Raw genomic sequence first — 15,950 nt, forward strand, 5'->3', positions numbered from 1 at the left:
CCGCTATAATCTGACCATGACCACTCGTAGTGGGGTGCTGCGCGAGGTGATGCTCGAGACGGGCACCACGCAGTCAGGCCTGTCGCGGCTCAGCGGCGTGCGCCAGCCGAGCATCAGCGGCTTCCTCTCCGGCAGGGTCGACCTCAGCGACGAGCAGCTCGACCGGCTGCTGTCCTGCATGGGCTTCCGGCTCGAGGTCGTACGTCGTCCGGTCGTCCCCCAGCTGACTCGCTCCGAACGCCGTTCATGGCAGTTGCACCGGCGGCTCTCGACGCTGCTCAGCCGGGAGAGCTTCGAAGACTGGCGACCGCGGATCGAGCGCAACCTCGACCGTCTCGGCAACCGGGTGACGGGTCAGCCTCACGAGCGAAATCTCGAACGGTGGCGGCAACTCGTCGACCGCGGCGACGTCCCCGGCATGCACCGCGTCCTGACTGGGCTCGACCGAGACTCGATCGAGATGCGCGAGGTCTCCCCCATGTCCGGCCTGCTCCCCGACGACCAGCGCCGCGACGTGCTGCGCCAGGCCGGCTGATGCGGCGAGACCAGCTGGAGCACGCCATCCGCACCGCCTGCCAGATCATCCAGCAGCCCGAGGTCATCGTGGTCGGCTCGCAGGCGATCCTCGGCACGTACGACGAGTCGCAGCTCCCCACTGCAGCGACCATGTCGATCGAGGTGGACATCCTTCCGATCGCCGACACCAACGACGAGACCGCGCGGTTGGCCGACCTCATCGAAGGTGTCGCCGGTGAGCTCTCGCCGTTCGAGGAGCAGCACGGCTTCAGCATTGACGGCGTTGACCTCCAGTCGGCCGTACTCCCTGACGGCTGGCGTCATCGACTGGTCAAGGTGCAGAACGCCAACACCGCAGCCCCGGACGGCGAGCCACGGTTCACGGGCTGGTGCCTCGACAAGGAAGACCTGTGCGTCGCCAAGCTGCTCGCCTTCCGCGAGAAGGACCGCAACTTCGTGGCCGCGCTGCTCGATGCGAATCTGGTCGACGCGGACCCATCGCCGAACGCCTGTCAACGGTTCCACCTGAACACGCAACGCAGGTCGAGCGGGCCCTGACCTGGCTCACTTCGACGCGGTAGACAGTCTTCCCGAGAATGAGCGGCCGACCACAACCCGAAAGGTGCCAGCCGGCCTGTCGAGTCCCGCAAGCGGATCCGCCTACGGTGACCGGCCTCGCGACCCGACTGGCAGCCCCATTGTGGCGTTGAGCCTGTCCACCCGCTTTGTCAGAGTGGCCGCCATGGATGAAGATCTCGATGAGCGGCGAACCGCCGATGGCGTGGCTGTCCTCTCCACCACTGCCGATGCGGTTCGGCGTCCGTCGCTTGTGCCCGGGCACTGGGGCTCCCCGCCGACGATCCCGAGGTCATCGCCGCGGGCTACAGCGTTCGCGTACGACTCAGGCCCGCACCAGTAGTCACCCGTGTCGTGACCGTCGGGCGCGAGCTGCGCCCAAACCCCCTGCCCTGGCTTGAGCGTGAAGTGTCCGTCGCCCAATTCCTCGCCGCCTCGGGCGTTCCCATCGTCGCCCCGTGGGAGGACCCCGGGCCCCACAGCCAAGGGGACTGAACCGCCCCGGCGAGTCCGGAGGCTCCGTTCCTTGGGAAGGATGGAGTCATGTCAGGGACCGTCGAAGAGGTACCCGGCCGAGCTGCGTGAGCGGGCGGTCCGGATGGTCGGCGAGATCCGTGCCGATCACGACTCGGAGTGGGCGGCCATGAGCAAGGTCGCTGAGCTGCTCGGGGTTGGCACGCCGGAGACGGTGCGCAAGTGGTGTCGCCAAGCCGAGGTCGATGCCGGACAGCGGCCCGGGGTGACCTCGGAGGAGTCCGCGGAGTTGAAGCGGTTGAAGCGGGAGAACGCCGAGCTCGACTGAGTGCCGCCGGGACGCTCCTCGATCGTAGCTGCAGGCCGCGGGAGTCGTGGCATCGTCCAGGCGCACAGAAGCGCCATGCGCCCAGCGGTCGACGGCGTTGTCGGTGATGGCGAGGTTGTACGCCGTAGGCGGTCCGGCTCGAGGGTGGTGTACGTCAACGCCGCAGGGTGGTGGTAGCTGTCGTAGGTGTAGACGTCGGTCGTTGGTGACGTCACGGCAGCAGTCGACGTGGCCACGCTTGGCCCGAGCGGCATCGCAAGGCAGCGCGCCAACTACCGCGAAGTGACGACAAAGAATCGCCTCACGGCAGGGAGCCCAACCACTCGGCCAGTTGCGCGTCAGACGGTGGCTCACCCAGTGACAACAGGCGCCCCAAGAGTTCTGCTGCCAGCTCGGCAATCAGCGGGGACGTCTCGACGGGGTCGTACCCTGCCCGGTCGATGGTGACGACACCCGGAGGAAGGGCAGTGGTCCGGCTCAGCCCAGCCAGTGTCGGCTCTGCCAATTCGACCAAGAGCCCGGCGTGTAGTCTTCTACGCCGCAAAGTCGAGCGGCACATTCGGCGGCCAACCGCCGCAGAGCTGAACTCAACTCGTAGCAACAAGGAATCGCCGTCGGGTTCGAAAACTCCTCCCAGAAGAACATGAGGGGCAAGCCCTCCGTGGAATCTGCGCAACTCTACGAGAGCACGGCGTTGATGGGCCGGTCCTGGGCTTGGTTCGATCGAGAGTTCCGTGGAGCCGATCGAAACGAACCCAGCGGTCGCCTCGTCGACCGCCACTGACGCGGCACGCGAGCCAAGGTCCACGATCATTGGATCCCCCAGTAGTTCTTCCAGCCAGGCGAGAAGTTCTGCGGGAACTGCTTGATAACTGATGGGTCGTAGTTGCCAAAGGTGCGGTGCGTCCAACCCGCTATCCGGTGTGCTGGGCCAGAACCAAGGCCTCGGTTCATCAGCCAGTTCTCGGCAAGTTCGTGCCGCATGAAGGCACGATCTCCAGCCGACAGGGGTGTGCCCTCGGTTGCAGCCGATCGAATGCGCGCGATCATCGCATCGTTGTGCGGCATGTTATCGAAGACAGGCCGAGCTAGGTGCTGCTCGATCCGATCAGTGACGTCCAGCAGAGTGGTGTACGGCTCCCGGTGAGCGTGTCGCTGTAGAAGCAGTGACGGCCACCGCGTGATCCTTCGAGTGATCTCCTACAACCGACTCGAAGAAGGACACGACGATGACCGTCACCCCCAGTATCGACCCTGCCCGCCTGCTCGAGGAACAGCTCGCCCAGGCGAGCCCCGATCTGTTGCGCGAGCTCCTCGGCACGTTCATCAACACGCTGCTGTCCGCTGAGGCCGACGCCGTCTGCGGCGCCGAGTACGGCACGAGCACCCCGGAACGGGTCAACCGTCGCAACGGCTACCGGCACCGCGACTTCGACACCCGTGCCGGCACTCTGGATCTAGAGATCCCGAAGCTCCGGCAGGGGTCCTACTTCCCCGAGTGGCTCCTCGAACGCAGGAAGCGTGCCGAGCGGGCGCTGACCAGCGTGGTGGCGACCTGCTACCTGCTTGGTGTCTCGACGCGTCGGATGGACAAGCTCGTGGCCTCACTCGGCATCACCAGCTTGTCGAAGTCCCAGGTCTCGGAGATGGCCAAGGAGCTCGACGCCCACGTCGAAGAGTTCCGCACCCGCTCGCTGGCCGAGGCCGGACCGTTCACGTTCGTGGCTGCCGACGCCCTGGTCCTCAAGGTCCGCGAGGGTGGCCGCGTCGTGCCGGTCCACGCGCTCGTCGCGACCGGCGTCAACGGCGATGGGCACCGCGAGATCCTCGGCGTGCAGGTCACCACCAGCGAGGACGGCGCCGGCTGGCTGGCGTTCTTCCGCGACCTGACCGCCCGGGGCCTGTGCGGGGTGCGGCTCGTCACCAGCGACGCTCACCGCGGACTGACCGCGGCGATCGCCGCCACCATGGCCGGCGCCTCGTGGCAGCGGTGCCGCACCCACTACGCCGCGAACCTGATGTCCGCGACCCCGAAGTCCAGCTGGGGATGGGTCAAGGCGCTGCTGCACTCGATCTACGACCAGCCCGACGCTGAGGCGGTCCACGCCCAGTTCGACCGCGTCGTCGACGCGCTGAGCGAGAAGCTCCCTGCGGTGGCCGACCACCTCGACAGCGCGCGCGACGACATCCTCGCCTTCACCGTGTTCCCGAAGGAGATCTGGCGCCAGATCTGGTCGAACAACCCCAACGAGCGCCTCAACCGCGAGATCCGCCGACGCACCGACGTCGTGGGGATCTTCCCCGACCGGACATCGGTCATCCGGCTCGTCGGCGCCGTCCTGGCCGAGCAGCACGACGAATGGGCCGAAGGACGCCGCTACCTCGGACTCGACGTCCTCGCCCGATCACAGGCCCTCGACACCACCACCACCGACGAGGAGATGAACGAACCAGCCCTTCAGGCCATCACGGCCTGACCCACCAACGACGAGGGATCACCCGTCGTACACCACGTCACAGGACTTGACCATCCGATCAGCCTTGGCCAGCAGCCGTTCAGTGTTTGCGGCAACATGCCCTCGCTGAAGCGACAAGAGATCCCCGTCGATCAACTCAGCTGGCAGCGTAGTCGTACCCGTAGGCGTGCGGCCCTGTGCGACCCCCGTGGGCGGGGCGTCGGTGATGTGGGTGTGAGTCGCCACGCCGTCGGGGCGCGACGACGTGCCGTTCGACCCGCGGTCGACGGATGCTTCGGACGTGTCACGGACGGCGACGGATGGCGGGCCGCGCTCCAGCGCGCCGTTGTCGCGAGGCGCTGAGTGGGCCGGGGCGTTGTAGGTGTAGATCGGGGTGGGGAACTCAATTGCCGCCCAGCTCGGATACGCAGTGAGACTTCCAAGGAGCGTTGCCAGGAACGCCACGAGGTAGGTCCGAATGGCTCCGATCACGTGCGGCCTCGCAGCACTTCGGGCGGAAGGGACTTGCTCGCGTCGAGGATCGCGATTCCGAGCAGTCGGCCATCCGCGCCAAAGTCCAGATTGATCATGCCCCCGAGCTCGACGAGGTCGACCGGGATGGTGCGCTCCACCTCGTCGGACCGAATCGCGTCGACGAGGGTGACATACGCCGCGTCGGCGTCCTGGTCATAGCTGATTCTCACGGAGAGTCGCTGGGTCGCCTGTAGGGTCTCGTCAGCCAGTACGCGGCTGGCGCCAAGGATCTCGATCCCCAGCACCTTGCCTTCGGCATCAAGGTCGAAGTCGATGGAGGCGAGTTCCAACTCCAACATCGACGATCTTGTTTGAGCGACTCCACCGGGCGCGGTGGAGTCGACGAGGTAGACGTAAGCGGCGTTCGCGTCACTGTCGTAGGTCAGCCTCACGGGTATCCCGACCATCCGTAGTTCCGGGCGCGATTCCCGAGTTCCTGCCTCGTCAGACCCTTCATGCCAGTGATGACTCCCCGCTCGCCGACGATCACGACGTTGTACAGATTGAACCGCCCCGGAGTTTCCGGAGGCTGGGTTTGGTGGCTCAGCCGGTCGGCGTGAGCTGGTTTCTTGCAGCGTAGTGAAGTTCTTCGGCCTCGACCGGGGTCAGGTCGTCGATGGCCTCGTGCGGGCGCTCGTTGTTGAAGAAGTCGACCCAGTTGAGGGTCTCGAGCTCGACGTGCTCGACACCGCGCCAAGGTCCTTCGGGACGGATCAGCTCAGCCTTGTAGAGCCCGATCTGAGACTCGGCGAGCGCGTTATCGTAGGCATCGCCGACCGATCCGACAGAAGGGTCGACGCCCTCGTCAACGAGCCGTTCGGTGAACGCGAAACTGACGTACTGCGACCCGGCATCGGTGTGATGGACCAACCCCGACAGGTCGGTGATGCCGGCCTGCTGGCGAGTCCAGATCGCGTGCTCGAGAGTGTCGAGGACCAGGTCGGTCGTCATCCTCGTCGCTGCCCGCCAGCCCACGATGCGGCGGGAGAACACGTCGAAGATGAATGCGACGTAGACGGTGCCGGACCAGGTCGCGACGTAGGTGAAGTCAGCAACCCACAGCTGGTTCGGACGCGCAGCCCAGAACTGCCGGTCCACACGATCCAGGGGACGGTCGGCCGCGGGATCGGCGATGGTGGTGCGGACCTTCTTCAACCGTCGTGCGCCCTCCCAGCCCTGCTGGCGGTACAGCCGCTCGATCGTGCACCTGGCCACGTCGTGACCCTGCCGGCGTAGGTGGAGCCACATCTTGCGTGACCCGAACCGCGCCAGCAGCCGTTGCCGGCCCCTCTCGGCCGCGATCACCGCGACGATCTCGGCGTCACGCCGAGCACGTCGCGAGGGCCGTCTAACCCTGGCGTCGTAGTAGGTCGACGGGGCGATCTTGATCCCGTGCTCGGCGAGCACACGACAGATCGGCTCGATCCCGTAGTCGGCCCTGTGGGTGTCGATGAAGTCGATCAATACCTGTTGGGGCGGTCGAGCTCCGCCGCGAAGAAAGCCGAGGCGCTCTTCAAGATCTCGTTCGCCCGCCGCAGCTCGGCGTTCTCCCGCTTCAGCGCCTTGATCTCAGCCAGCTCCTCGCTGGTCTTCCCGGCCCGGACACCACCATCGATCTCGGCCTGCCTGACCCACTTGCGCACCGACTCGGTCGAGGTGATCCCGAGCTTCGCCGCGATCGACCTGATCGCAGCCGCCTCGTGCGGATAGTCCACACGCGACTCCAACACCATCCGCACCGCGCGCTCACGCAACTCGGGCGGGTACTTCGAGGGACGTGCCATGAGAGTGATCCTTCCAACGAATCAGCTCTCCGGACATCCCGGGGCGGTTCAATGTCGATTCACCGACGGCGAGCGGCGTTCCTGAGCCGAGCCACCCGGTGACGCTGGCGATGAGCACGAGCAGCATGCGGGCCAGGAGCCTCATGAGATCCGCACCATCTCCGGAGGGGGCCACGACTGGGGCGGGTCATCGGTGTACCAAGCCTGCTCTAGCCCGATCAGTCGGCCGTCTCGGATCCACACGAGCAGTTCGCCAACCAGTTGTTCGCGCTCGTACACGAGAGCGCTTCCCGGGGCCGGGCCGTCCGGCAGATCGACCGCTGGAATATCGGACGGCACCTCGACATCCAGCATCGTGGCTGAGTAGCGAACAACAGTTGCGCCTTCGGCCTGGCCCAACAGCTTGCTCGAGGTCTCGGCGAGTGGCGACGTCACGTGCGCGATCAACCGCAGCATGTCCGCGCTGAGGCGGTCTCCGGGCATCAACTCGTTCATGGCGTAAAGGCCGTTCCGATGCGCGGAATGCCATCGACGACGGCGCCACGGATGACGACGGCCTGGCCTCCGATGCTCTGCGCAATCTCGAACCGCCCGGCCTGTGGCAGCGGGCCGCCGATGCTCCTGACGATCTGCTCCATGGCGGCCTCGCGGCTCCCGAACTGCTGAACGAGCGGCTGGAAGTTGTGCTTCGGATCGAAGATGTGATTGAGCTTGTCAGGCCGAAGCGCGTCATCGAGTGTCCGCCGCTCGGTTGCGCTCAGCGCTCGAACAACGTCGTCCCCTGCGTTTGCGGCACCGCGGCCTAGGAGTCGGATGCCGCCGGCGGCGACGCTGCTCGGGAGTGGTACGCCGAAGGCGTCGCCGGTCATGTAGCCGAAGGATTGACGGTTGGCTCCGAGGTGACGAGCGAAGCTGTCGGCCGCGTTCTCTCCGGCCCTGACTCCGCCTCCGGTGAGGTAGTCGCCGCAGTTGGTGATGGCGGTGCCTAGGGATCCGCAGTTGCTGACGAGGTCGACGCTAAGGGCTGCGCCGTGCACGACGCCGGCTGCCCAGTCTCTGGGGCTGCCGAAGTCGAGGTTGGGGTTGTAGGTGGCGGCTTCGTAGTCCCAGCCCATTGCTTCGCTGGTGGACTTGCTGCAGTTGTCGACGCTTTCGCACCAGTCGTCTTCGAACGTTTCTTGGGAGGGGTTGCCGCCTGCGGCGCCGTCTCCTCCGGTTGAGGCGTGTCCGTCGAGCTCGACGCCGGTGATGGGGTTGCCCCCGGAGAAGGCGTACCGGTTGGTGTTCCAGGGGTCCATGCCTAGGGCGAGGTCGTCGAGGGCGCCGTTGTACATGTCGCGGGTGAGGAATCGGTTCAGGCCGGGGTCGTAGTTGCGGAACCCCATGTCGTATTGCCCGGTTGTGGGCTCGATGCGCTTGCCGTTGAACCGGTACGGGTTGGTGACCTCGTCGTCCGGGACGGGAGTCGTTCCGGTCTGTTCGGGTGCCTCGTCGAGGCCCTTGGTGCCGGTGGGGTCGGGTGCTCCGTAGGCGTGGTAGCGGTAGGTGGCGTCGACCTCGCCGGTGGGGTTGGTGAGGGTTTCGATGTCGCCGTGCGGGTTGGTGCCGTAGTAGAGCGTGGTTGAAGGGTCAGTGGAGTTGACCGGGGAGTCCACCAGCGAGAGCTTCTCGCCGCTTGGCCCGTAGGTGAAGGCCTTGGCGACTGCCCAGGCGCCGGCGTTGTTCTTGCGCTCTTCCTGCACGACCTGGTCGGAGAGTCCGAGGTAGGTGTAGCGGGTCGTCTTCGCTGTGTTCGTCTGCACCTTGGTAGTGACGGAGGTGGTGCGGTCGAAGGCGTCGTACGTGGTGGTCTTGGTGACGTCGTTGGCGCCGGCCGGAACGAGGAGGAATTGCTGGTCCTTGATGAGCCGGTCGAATCCGTCGTACTGGTACTCCTTGATCTTCACTCCGTCCTGGGTGACTTTCCACAGTCGACCCCAGGGGTCGTAGGTGTAGGCGTTGGTGGTCTTGACGGTTCCGTTCGGGGCGACGATCTGTGTTTGGTCGAGGCGGTTGCGTTCGTAGGTGGACACGCTGGTGTTGGCGGTCGTGTCTCCGATGCGTTGTTCGATAGTGTTACCAGCGGCGTCGTAGCGGTAGAACTCGTCCTTGCCCGCTTCGGCCCCGCTTTTGGTGACCTTCTCGAGCTGACCGGCGGGCGTGTAGGTGTAGACGGTGTCCTGGGCCAGCGTGCCGGCGGTGTCGGGGTGGTCGAGGGTGGCGTCGTCGCGGCGGCGGTCGCCGTCGGCGTTGAACCACAGGAGGTGGCGGGAGACGAGGTCGCCGTTGGTGCGCCTTTCCTCGGTGCGCTTGGGTAGCCCGTCCTCGTGGTAGGTGTACGTGGTGGTGTTGCCGTTGGCCTTGGTCAGGGTGTCGCGCATGCCGCGGGAGTCGTAGGTGAAGTGGGTGGTCTTGAGCGTGGTGTCGCTCGACGATGACCCGGTCTGCACGGTCACGACCTGGTCGCGTGCGTCGTAGGTGTAGGCGGTGTAGCGGGCGGCGTTCTCGTTGCCGCTTTCACCGTTGCCTTCGACCTTGCGGGGTCGGCTGCGGTTGGTGGTGAGGACGTTGTTATTCGCGTCGTAGGTGTAGGTCGTGGTTCGTCGGGGTGTTGAGGTGCCGTGCGCGGACTCCTCGACCTTGATGATGCGACCAAGACCGTCGGGGGTGGAGGTCCAGCGCTGGACGGTGAGGCCGTCCACGATGCGGCGTACCTGGGTGCCTGACCCGTCGAGATCGTAGGAGTACTCAAACGCCCGGCCTTGGGCTTGTTTGGTGAGCTTGACGGCGTCGGCGTCGGCGACGGTGGTGCGGCTGGTGGTCTGCGTCGGTGGCTCGGGATCCAGGGTCGGGGTGCTCAGTGGGGACGTGAGCGTCTGCGTTGGCGGGTCGATGTCGCCGAGATCCTCGTAACTGATGTGTGCGGTGATCTTATAGGGCTGACCACCGAGGAGTTCGACGTTTCGCACCGCGGCGTAGCCAGTGCTGCAGGCGCGCTGGTCGAGTTGGGCGATGCGGGTGCCGTGGTCGGTGGCGACGGAGTAGGAGGCGTAGTTCGGCTCGGTCGAGGTTGCTTGGGGGCAGGTGGCGGCGATGTTGTAGGTGCCGTCACTGGGCACAGTGACCGGCCACGTGTAGGTGCCGTAGCTGTCGCACGCTCGGCCGTCGCACAGGGTGGTGGTGCTGGTGCGACGGCTGGTGCCGACCATGCCGGTTCGGGCTCGGGTGTCGAGGGTCCAGGTGCCGGTGCTGCTGGTGCCGGGAGTGTCGTTGTCGACCACGATGGGGGGTTCCCATGCGTTGGATGCTGCGTTGTCGTTCCTGGTCCGCAGCGATCCGTCGGACCAGTAGGTCCACGTCATGGTGCGGTTGGCTGAGTTGTCGGTGGACTTGATGGTGCGGCTGGTTTGGCGTCCGGCGCGGTCGTAGTCGTAGGTGGTGACTAGGTTCCATGGGTCGGTGGAGGACTTGACGTCCCCGGAGTCCCAGTAGTCGAACTCGGTCCAGTGCTGCCCGGTGGTGGCCCATGAGGGGTTGGATTGCCGCTTTAGTTGCCCGGCGGCGTCGTAGCTGAAGAACGTGTTGGCGGGTTTGTCGTAGATCGGGGCGTCGGTGTCACCGGGACGGAAGGGTCCGGAGCGCTGGATCGGGCGGTTGAGCGCGTCGTACGTGGTCTCGGTCGTACGCCCGCTGGGGTTGGTGACGGTCGTGGGGTTACCCGTGTTGTCGTAGCCGTAGGTCGTGACGCGAAGTTCCGCGGCGGTAGCGCCGATCGGGGTGTGCGGCGTGGTGACGGTCGCAACGCGTGATGCGGCGTCGTAGGTGTAGGTGCGGTCGTTGCCGTCCTGGTCGGTCTGGGCGGTGACGAGGCCGTCGTAGTCGTAGGCTGTGGTGCTCGCGTTTCCGAGGGCATCGGTCACGCTGTCTTGGCGATGGGCCAGGTCGTAACCGAACAGGGTGGTGTAGTCATCGGTGGCGAGTGTGGCGCTCTTGCGGGGATCTTCGACTTTCACGAGGTTCGAGACACGGTCGTAGGTGTACCTGGTGGTGGGCCGCTTCCACTGCCCTGCGTCGAGGTGCGGGGTGGTGACGGTGAGGACCTGACCGAGGTGGTCGTAGGTGTAGATCGTCTGGTGGTCCTCCGCGATGGTGGTGCTCGCGACTCCCAAGGGCGTGGTCTCGGTGAGGACCCGGTCCAAGTCGTCGTAGGACATCTCGGTCTTGCGCGTCCCTGCCGCGCCGTTGCCGGGAAGGGTGATCGTGGCCGGTGCGTCCATCGCGGTGTAGGTCGTCTGGGTGATGGCACCGGTGGGGTCGGTGACCTCTACGACATTGTCGTTCAGGTCGTAGTCGGTCTGGGTGGTGCGGACCTCGGTGGGCTGGTGGGGGGTGGTGATCTTCCATGGCCGTCCGAAGGCGTCGTACTCGGCTGTAGTGATGCGTGAGAGCTGGTCCGAGATCTGGGTCACGTTGCCGCGCACGTCGTAGGTGAGGTTCGTGTCCCGGGTACCAGGGTCGCTGGTGGTGGCGGCGGTGATGGGGTCGATGATCCGGCGTGGCATACCGTTGGGGTCGTAGTTCTCGTACGTGGTGGTGTGCCCGCGTGGATCGGTCGCGGTAGCGAGTGTTCCGTCGGGGTTGTAGGTGTAGGCGGTGGTTTCTCCGGCGCCGTTGGTGACGGTCTTCAGGTCCCCGTTGGGGTGGTAGCCGTAGGTGCTGGTGCGACCTTCTGGAGTGGCGGTGGAGGTCAGGACGGTGAGGGGCACGCTCTGACCGGTTTGACCGACCTGGACTGTCATCGGCTCGTAGGTCAGTCGCGTGGACTTCTCGACCGGGTCGCCCACGCTGTCCCACTGCTGCTTCAGGTAGCCGGTGTTCAGGTCGTAGAGCCACCTCGATCGTGCTCGAGGCGCCCCGGGTGACGCGGCCGGTTCGATGAGGGTCTGGACGTTGTTGTCCGCATCCCACGCCAGGTCGGTGCGGTAGGTGGGGTCGGTCGGGGCCAGCGCGTTCGCGTTGGCGTCGATGATGCTCGTCGCCAGACCGAACGAGTTCATCTCATACGCCGTCACCGACGGTGTGGTGCCGTTTGCGTTGGTCACCGTGGCTCGAAGGACGGACCCGTCTTGCGCGTCCGGGTCCTCGTAGGCGTAGGTGGTGTCGTGACCGCGCCTGTCGGTGAGTCGCTCCGGCCACAACGCGAACTTCGGGTCGCCTGTTGGAATGTAAAAGATGGTGGTTGTCGCGTCGCGCGGGTCCGTGACCGAGGTCAGCTTGGCGTGCTTGTTGCCTTGAGGGACGGCGTAGGTGAAGTCGAACGTCTTGACCGGTCCGGCGAACGAGTTGCTGCTGGGGGTGTAGGCGCCGTCTTCGATGCGGGTCACCTGGCCTGCGTCATAGGTAAACCGGATGCCGCGTCCCGACAGGTCACGAAGCCACCTCAGCTGCCCCTGAACCCAACCTAGCGTGAGGGTTTCGCGACCTGTCGCGTCCCCGAGTGAAGTGAGCTGCCAGTTGGTGTCGTAGCCGAAGGTCAGGGCGTTGCCGTGGCGGTCCTGGATCGAGTTCGGCAGCCCTGCGTCGCCCCGTCCGGGTCCTTGTCCCTGACGGTAGAAGAATCGTGTGCCGTCAGGGCGGCTGAACACCCACTGCTGCGCCGACGGTGCGGTGCGGTGCCAGGCCAAGCTCAGGTGGACTCCGGCTGGTGCCGCGTACGTGACGACAGGGTCGTCCTTGGTGGCGTCGTTGCGCTCATAGACGTGCGTGGTGCCGTCCCCGTCGATGAACGTCATCTCCTGCGGCGCAGCTCCGTTGTCGCTGGAGGGGACCGAGAGCCGGCTACCGAGCCGTGTCAACGTGGAGGTCTGCACCGACCACCCAAACCCGGTCCCGTCATCCGTGACATCGGTGGAGTTGTACGCCAATCGGACGAACGTCGACGGACCGACCGAAGGGTTCGAGATCGGGTCATAGGACCAGACCAGGTTGCCTTCATACAGGTTGGTCATCACCCCCGACCCGGCGCCCGTAGCCTCTCCTGCGTAGGTGAGCCACCTCTCGAGCCCGAGCTGATTGGAGGACGCGTCCTCGACCAACCTGTCCGGGCACAGCAGTCCCGCGGCTGCCATGGCGCAGAAGACGTTCGGGCGCGTGAGCGGCGACGCGCTGGGCGGGTTCGAGCTCGACCAACGAGTCGAGCCGTTCCACAGGTCGAGGTAGAAGTCATAATCCAGGCGCTTGGCGCCCTCGTCACTGTTGATCGGCGGTTCCACCACGACGTCGAGCGTCGTTGACTGCCCCGGTGCCAAGTCCTCGCCCAATGCGACGGCGGCTACATTGCCCGGCGTCTCGTCGGCTGAGGCATCACCGACCCTCGTCCACCTGTAGGACAGCAACAACGAGGCCGGCATGACCGCGCCGGAGTAGTTGTGCACCGTCGCCGTGACGGTAACGTCGTCGTTGGGAGCCCAGCGCACGGGCGCCGTCGGCGCCGTGATCTCCCAAGCCAGATCGGGTGCGGCGAGCATTGACGTGGTCGTCTCACTCGTCGTCACAGATGAGGTGCTACCGGACGACGGGGCTGCCGCATTCAACACGCCGGCGTCGCCGCGAGCCAGGCCCACCTCCCCCCAACTGACTGATGGGACGTCGACTACGGCGCGCGTAGGAGGGACGAGAGCCGGCGTCGCCGCGCCAGGGAAGGTCTTCGACACCGCGTCCGAACTGCCAACGGCTGCTGAGGCCGACACGTCAGGAACAGCTAGAACGCTGCCGCACATCGCGATAATCGGAACCATGCAGGCGAAAATGCGGACGCCGATGCCACTCATGGCGGTCTCCCCCGAGACGCGGCCAGCCCGGCGGGTCGGCCTTGGTGTGGTAAGTCAAGACACACCAACGGGCGGCAGCAATAGCCCGAAGTGACTATGGACATCAGCGGCGAGTCCAGCCACGGTACCGCGCGTCCAGTGGCGGCCCGCCTGCGGGCCGCACGATGTCAACGGCGGCTGAAAACTGACCCCCGCGCGGCAAGTGAAAACCGACCCCCTGGTTCTAGTTCTCTTCGTTGACGGCCGCGGGGACGCGGCCGAGCTCTCGGTTCTTCAGCCGGTAGGAGTCGCCCTTCAGGGCGATGACCTCGGCGTGGTGGACGAGCCGGTCGATCATCGCGGCAGCGACGGTGTCGTCGCCGAAGACCTCGCCCCAGCGGGCGAAGTTCTTGTTGCTGGTGACGATCAGGCTGGCGCGTTCGTAGCGCGATGAGACGAGCTGGAAGAACAGGTTGGCTGCCTCGGGCTCGAACGGGATGTAGCCGACCTCGTCGATGACCAGCACCGGATAGCGGACCAGTCGGCGGAGCTCGTCTTGCAGCCTGCCGGCGTGGTGGGCGTCGGCAAGCCGGTCGACCCACTGGGACGCGGTGGCGAACTGGACGCGGTGCCCGGCCTGACAGGCCCGGATCGCCAGCCCGGTGGCCAGGTGGGTCTTCCCGGTGCCGGGCGGGCCGAGGAGCACGACGTTCTCCTTGCCGGCGACGAAGTCCAGGGTGCCCAGGTGCGCGATGGTCTCCCGCTTCAGGCCACGGGCGTGGTCGTAGTCGAAGTCCTCCAACGACTTGCGTGCCGGGAACCGGGCGGCCCGGATCCGGCCCTCGCCACCGTGGGACTCGCGCGCTGACACCTCGCGCTGCAGGCACGCTGCCAGGAACTCCTCATGGGTCCAGGACTCCTCGCGGGCACGCTCAGCCAGCCGGGCGACCGATTCGCGCAGCGTGGGTGCCTTCAATGCTCGGGTCAGGAACTCCAACTCGCTGGTGACATCACGACCCGTCTTCGATGCCGTCTTCGTGGCACGGGTGGCCATCACGACACCTCCTCATCCACGAGCTCGTCGTCCGGTTCGTCGACCAGGCCGAGGACTCGGTCGTAGGTGGTCAGCGACCGGATCTCGACCTCCTCACCGGTCACAACGTCGGCGACCGGCCGCAGCAGGTCCGCTCGACCGTGACGCAGCTGCTTGGCCGCGACGGTGTGCTCGAAGTCGGTGATGGTCTGGTGCTGTGCCCACACCCGGACGTGGTCGGCGACGACCGCGCCCTCGCAGGTCACCCAGACCCGGTCGAGGTCGGCGTGGACCTCAATCCGCCGTCCGACCACAGCCGGGTGGACCGAGTAGTCGTTCGAGTCGACGCGGACGTAGTGGTCGCGCGGCAGCCGCACGCTCTTGCGCCAGCCGACCTCGGGCGCGACCGGCGGCAACGGCATCATCGCGGCCTTGTCCGCTGCGATCCGGTCCGCCGGCGAGCAGCCCAGCACCCGCATCCGACGTGTGTTGGCCCTGGCCACCCACTTGCCCAGCTGGGTGTTGAAGTCCTCGGGTGAGGTGAATGTCCGCCCGGGCAGGAAGGACCGCTCGAGGTAGTCGTGGAACCGTTCCAGCATCCCCTTTGCCTCAGGGTCAGCCGGCTTGCAGATGTACACGCTGGCACCGAGCACGCCGCGAAATGCCTGACACTCGGCAGTCAGCTCGGGTCGTCGGGCGCGCCAACGCCCGACCGCGCCCTCGCCGTCCCACACCAGCGTGCGCGGCACCGCGCCGAGCTGTTGGATCAGATGCCACCAACCCGCGAAGAGGTCCTCAGACTCTCGACGAGGGATCAGCACCGCACCCGTCCACCGGGAGTAGCCCGAGCACATCGTCATCACCGGCAGCCGTTTCGCCGTCCTGGTCTGGCCGTAGCCGACCGGGAGCTCGATGTCGGGGAACCAGAAGTCGAACTGCGCCAGCTCGCCTGCCTCATAGGTCGTGCGCGACGCCGGGTCCGGTGGCAGGTACACCGGCCGCAGCTCGCTCACCCGGGTACGCAGGGTCCGGATCGAGTGCTCCCAGCCGATCCGCTCAGCGACAACCGTGGCCGGCATCGTCGGCGTGACCCGCAACAACTCGCGGATCCGCGGCTCCACCTCGTCGACCAACGACCCTCGCGCGGGCCGCTCGTAGCGCGGCGGACCCTCATCACGCAGCGCCTTGCGCACCGTGTTCTTCGAGATCCCCATCGACCTGGCGATCACCTTGATCGGCACTCCCTCCGCACGGTGCAACCGGCGGATCTCAGCCCAGTCCTCCACTGACAACACTCCGTATCCCCCTGCCTCGAGGTTCAAGGACAGGGTCTCGGAGGGGGTCAGTTCTCAGTTGCCGTCCGGGGGTCAGTTTTCACGTGCCGTCGACACACGAAGGGTC

General features: G+C 66.2%; 11 protein-coding genes, 1 pseudogene and 1 other annotated feature. Of the genes and pseudogenes, 4 read left to right on the forward strand and 8 right to left on the reverse strand.

The window, feature by feature from the left end:
- The first annotated feature begins 16 nt into the window (after positions 1 to 16).
- The 3 genes and pseudogenes from EXE59_RS21990 to EXE59_RS22000 form a co-directional block, all read left to right on the forward strand.
- Positions 17 to 535 (forward strand): helix-turn-helix domain-containing protein, encoded by a 519-nt coding sequence (locus tag EXE59_RS21990; RefSeq protein ID WP_246056988.1) that lies wholly within the window; start codon positions 17 to 19, stop codon positions 533 to 535.
- Complete coding sequence (locus EXE59_RS21995; protein ID WP_210429100.1) at positions 535 to 1,074, forward strand: DUF6036 family nucleotidyltransferase; 540 nt, start codon at positions 535 to 537, stop codon at positions 1,072 to 1,074. Before EXE59_RS21990 ends, EXE59_RS21995 begins: the two co-directional genes overlap by 1 nt.
- 553 nt (positions 1,075 to 1,627) lie before the next feature.
- Positions 1,628 to 1,888, forward strand: a pseudogene (locus EXE59_RS22000) (transposase); the annotation flags it as partial.
- Between the two features lie 816 nt (positions 1,889 to 2,704).
- Here the strand turns inward: EXE59_RS22000 and EXE59_RS22005 are convergent.
- Positions 2,705 to 2,962 (reverse strand): hypothetical protein, encoded by a 258-nt coding sequence (locus tag EXE59_RS22005; RefSeq protein ID WP_135840807.1) that lies wholly within the window; start codon positions 2,960 to 2,962, stop codon positions 2,705 to 2,707.
- A gap of 161 nt (positions 2,963 to 3,123) precedes the next feature.
- Between EXE59_RS22005 and EXE59_RS22010 the strand changes: the two genes are divergently transcribed.
- Entirely contained in the window at positions 3,124 to 4,371 is a 1,248-nt protein-coding gene (locus EXE59_RS22010; protein WP_135838745.1) for an IS256 family transposase, read from the forward strand.
- An 18-nt stretch (positions 4,372 to 4,389) separates the two neighbouring features.
- Here the strand turns inward: EXE59_RS22010 and EXE59_RS22015 are convergent, their stop codons facing one another.
- The 7 genes from EXE59_RS22015 to istA form a co-directional block, all read right to left on the reverse strand.
- A complete protein-coding gene (locus EXE59_RS22015; RefSeq protein ID WP_135840808.1) occupies positions 4,390 to 4,842 on the reverse strand; it encodes a hypothetical protein in 453 nt (150 codons plus the stop codon).
- Positions 4,839 to 5,276 carry a DUF2283 domain-containing protein gene (locus EXE59_RS22020; RefSeq protein ID WP_168218638.1) on the reverse strand — a complete coding sequence of 146 codons (438 nt, stop codon included), beginning with the start codon at positions 5,274 to 5,276 and terminating at the stop codon, positions 4,839 to 4,841. Before EXE59_RS22020 ends, EXE59_RS22015 begins: the two co-directional genes overlap by 4 nt.
- A 151-nt stretch (positions 5,277 to 5,427) precedes the next feature.
- Positions 5,428 to 6,668, reverse strand: a protein-coding gene (locus tag EXE59_RS22025; protein WP_135838094.1) for an IS3 family transposase whose coding sequence is annotated in 2 segments (ribosomal slippage) — positions 5,428 to 6,386 and positions 6,386 to 6,668 — 1,242 coding nt in all. Because the reading frame shifts where the segments join, the coding sequence is not laid out codon by codon here.
- Positions 6,259 to 6,387: a sequence feature (AL1L pseudoknot), on the reverse strand. It overlaps the preceding gene by 129 nt.
- 141 nt (positions 6,669 to 6,809) lie before the next feature.
- Positions 6,810 to 7,163, reverse strand: a complete 354-nt coding sequence (locus EXE59_RS22030; protein ID WP_135840810.1) for a hypothetical protein — start codon at positions 7,161 to 7,163, stop codon at positions 6,810 to 6,812.
- Positions 7,160 to 13,537: an RHS repeat-associated core domain-containing protein gene (locus tag EXE59_RS22035; protein ID WP_135840811.1), complete on the reverse strand. Its 6,378-nt coding sequence runs from the start codon at positions 13,535 to 13,537 to the stop codon at positions 7,160 to 7,162. Before EXE59_RS22035 ends, EXE59_RS22030 begins: the two co-directional genes overlap by 4 nt.
- 223 nt (positions 13,538 to 13,760) lie before the next feature.
- Positions 13,761 to 14,570, reverse strand: coding sequence for an IS21-like element helper ATPase IstB (istB, locus tag EXE59_RS22040; protein WP_135839305.1), 810 nt, complete (start codon positions 14,568 to 14,570; stop codon positions 13,761 to 13,763).
- The gene (gene istA / locus EXE59_RS22045) at positions 14,570 to 15,844 is read right to left on the reverse strand and encodes an IS21 family transposase (RefSeq protein WP_135840812.1); all 1,275 of its coding nucleotides are present in this window, start codon (positions 15,842 to 15,844) and stop codon (positions 14,570 to 14,572) included. The genes istB and istA overlap by 1 nt, the downstream gene beginning before the upstream one ends.
- Positions 15,845 to 15,950: the final 106 nt, after the last annotated feature.

The organism is Nocardioides eburneiflavus, from assembly GCF_004785795.1.
Classification (GTDB): domain Bacteria; phylum Actinomycetota; class Actinomycetes; order Propionibacteriales; family Nocardioidaceae; genus Nocardioides; species Nocardioides eburneiflavus.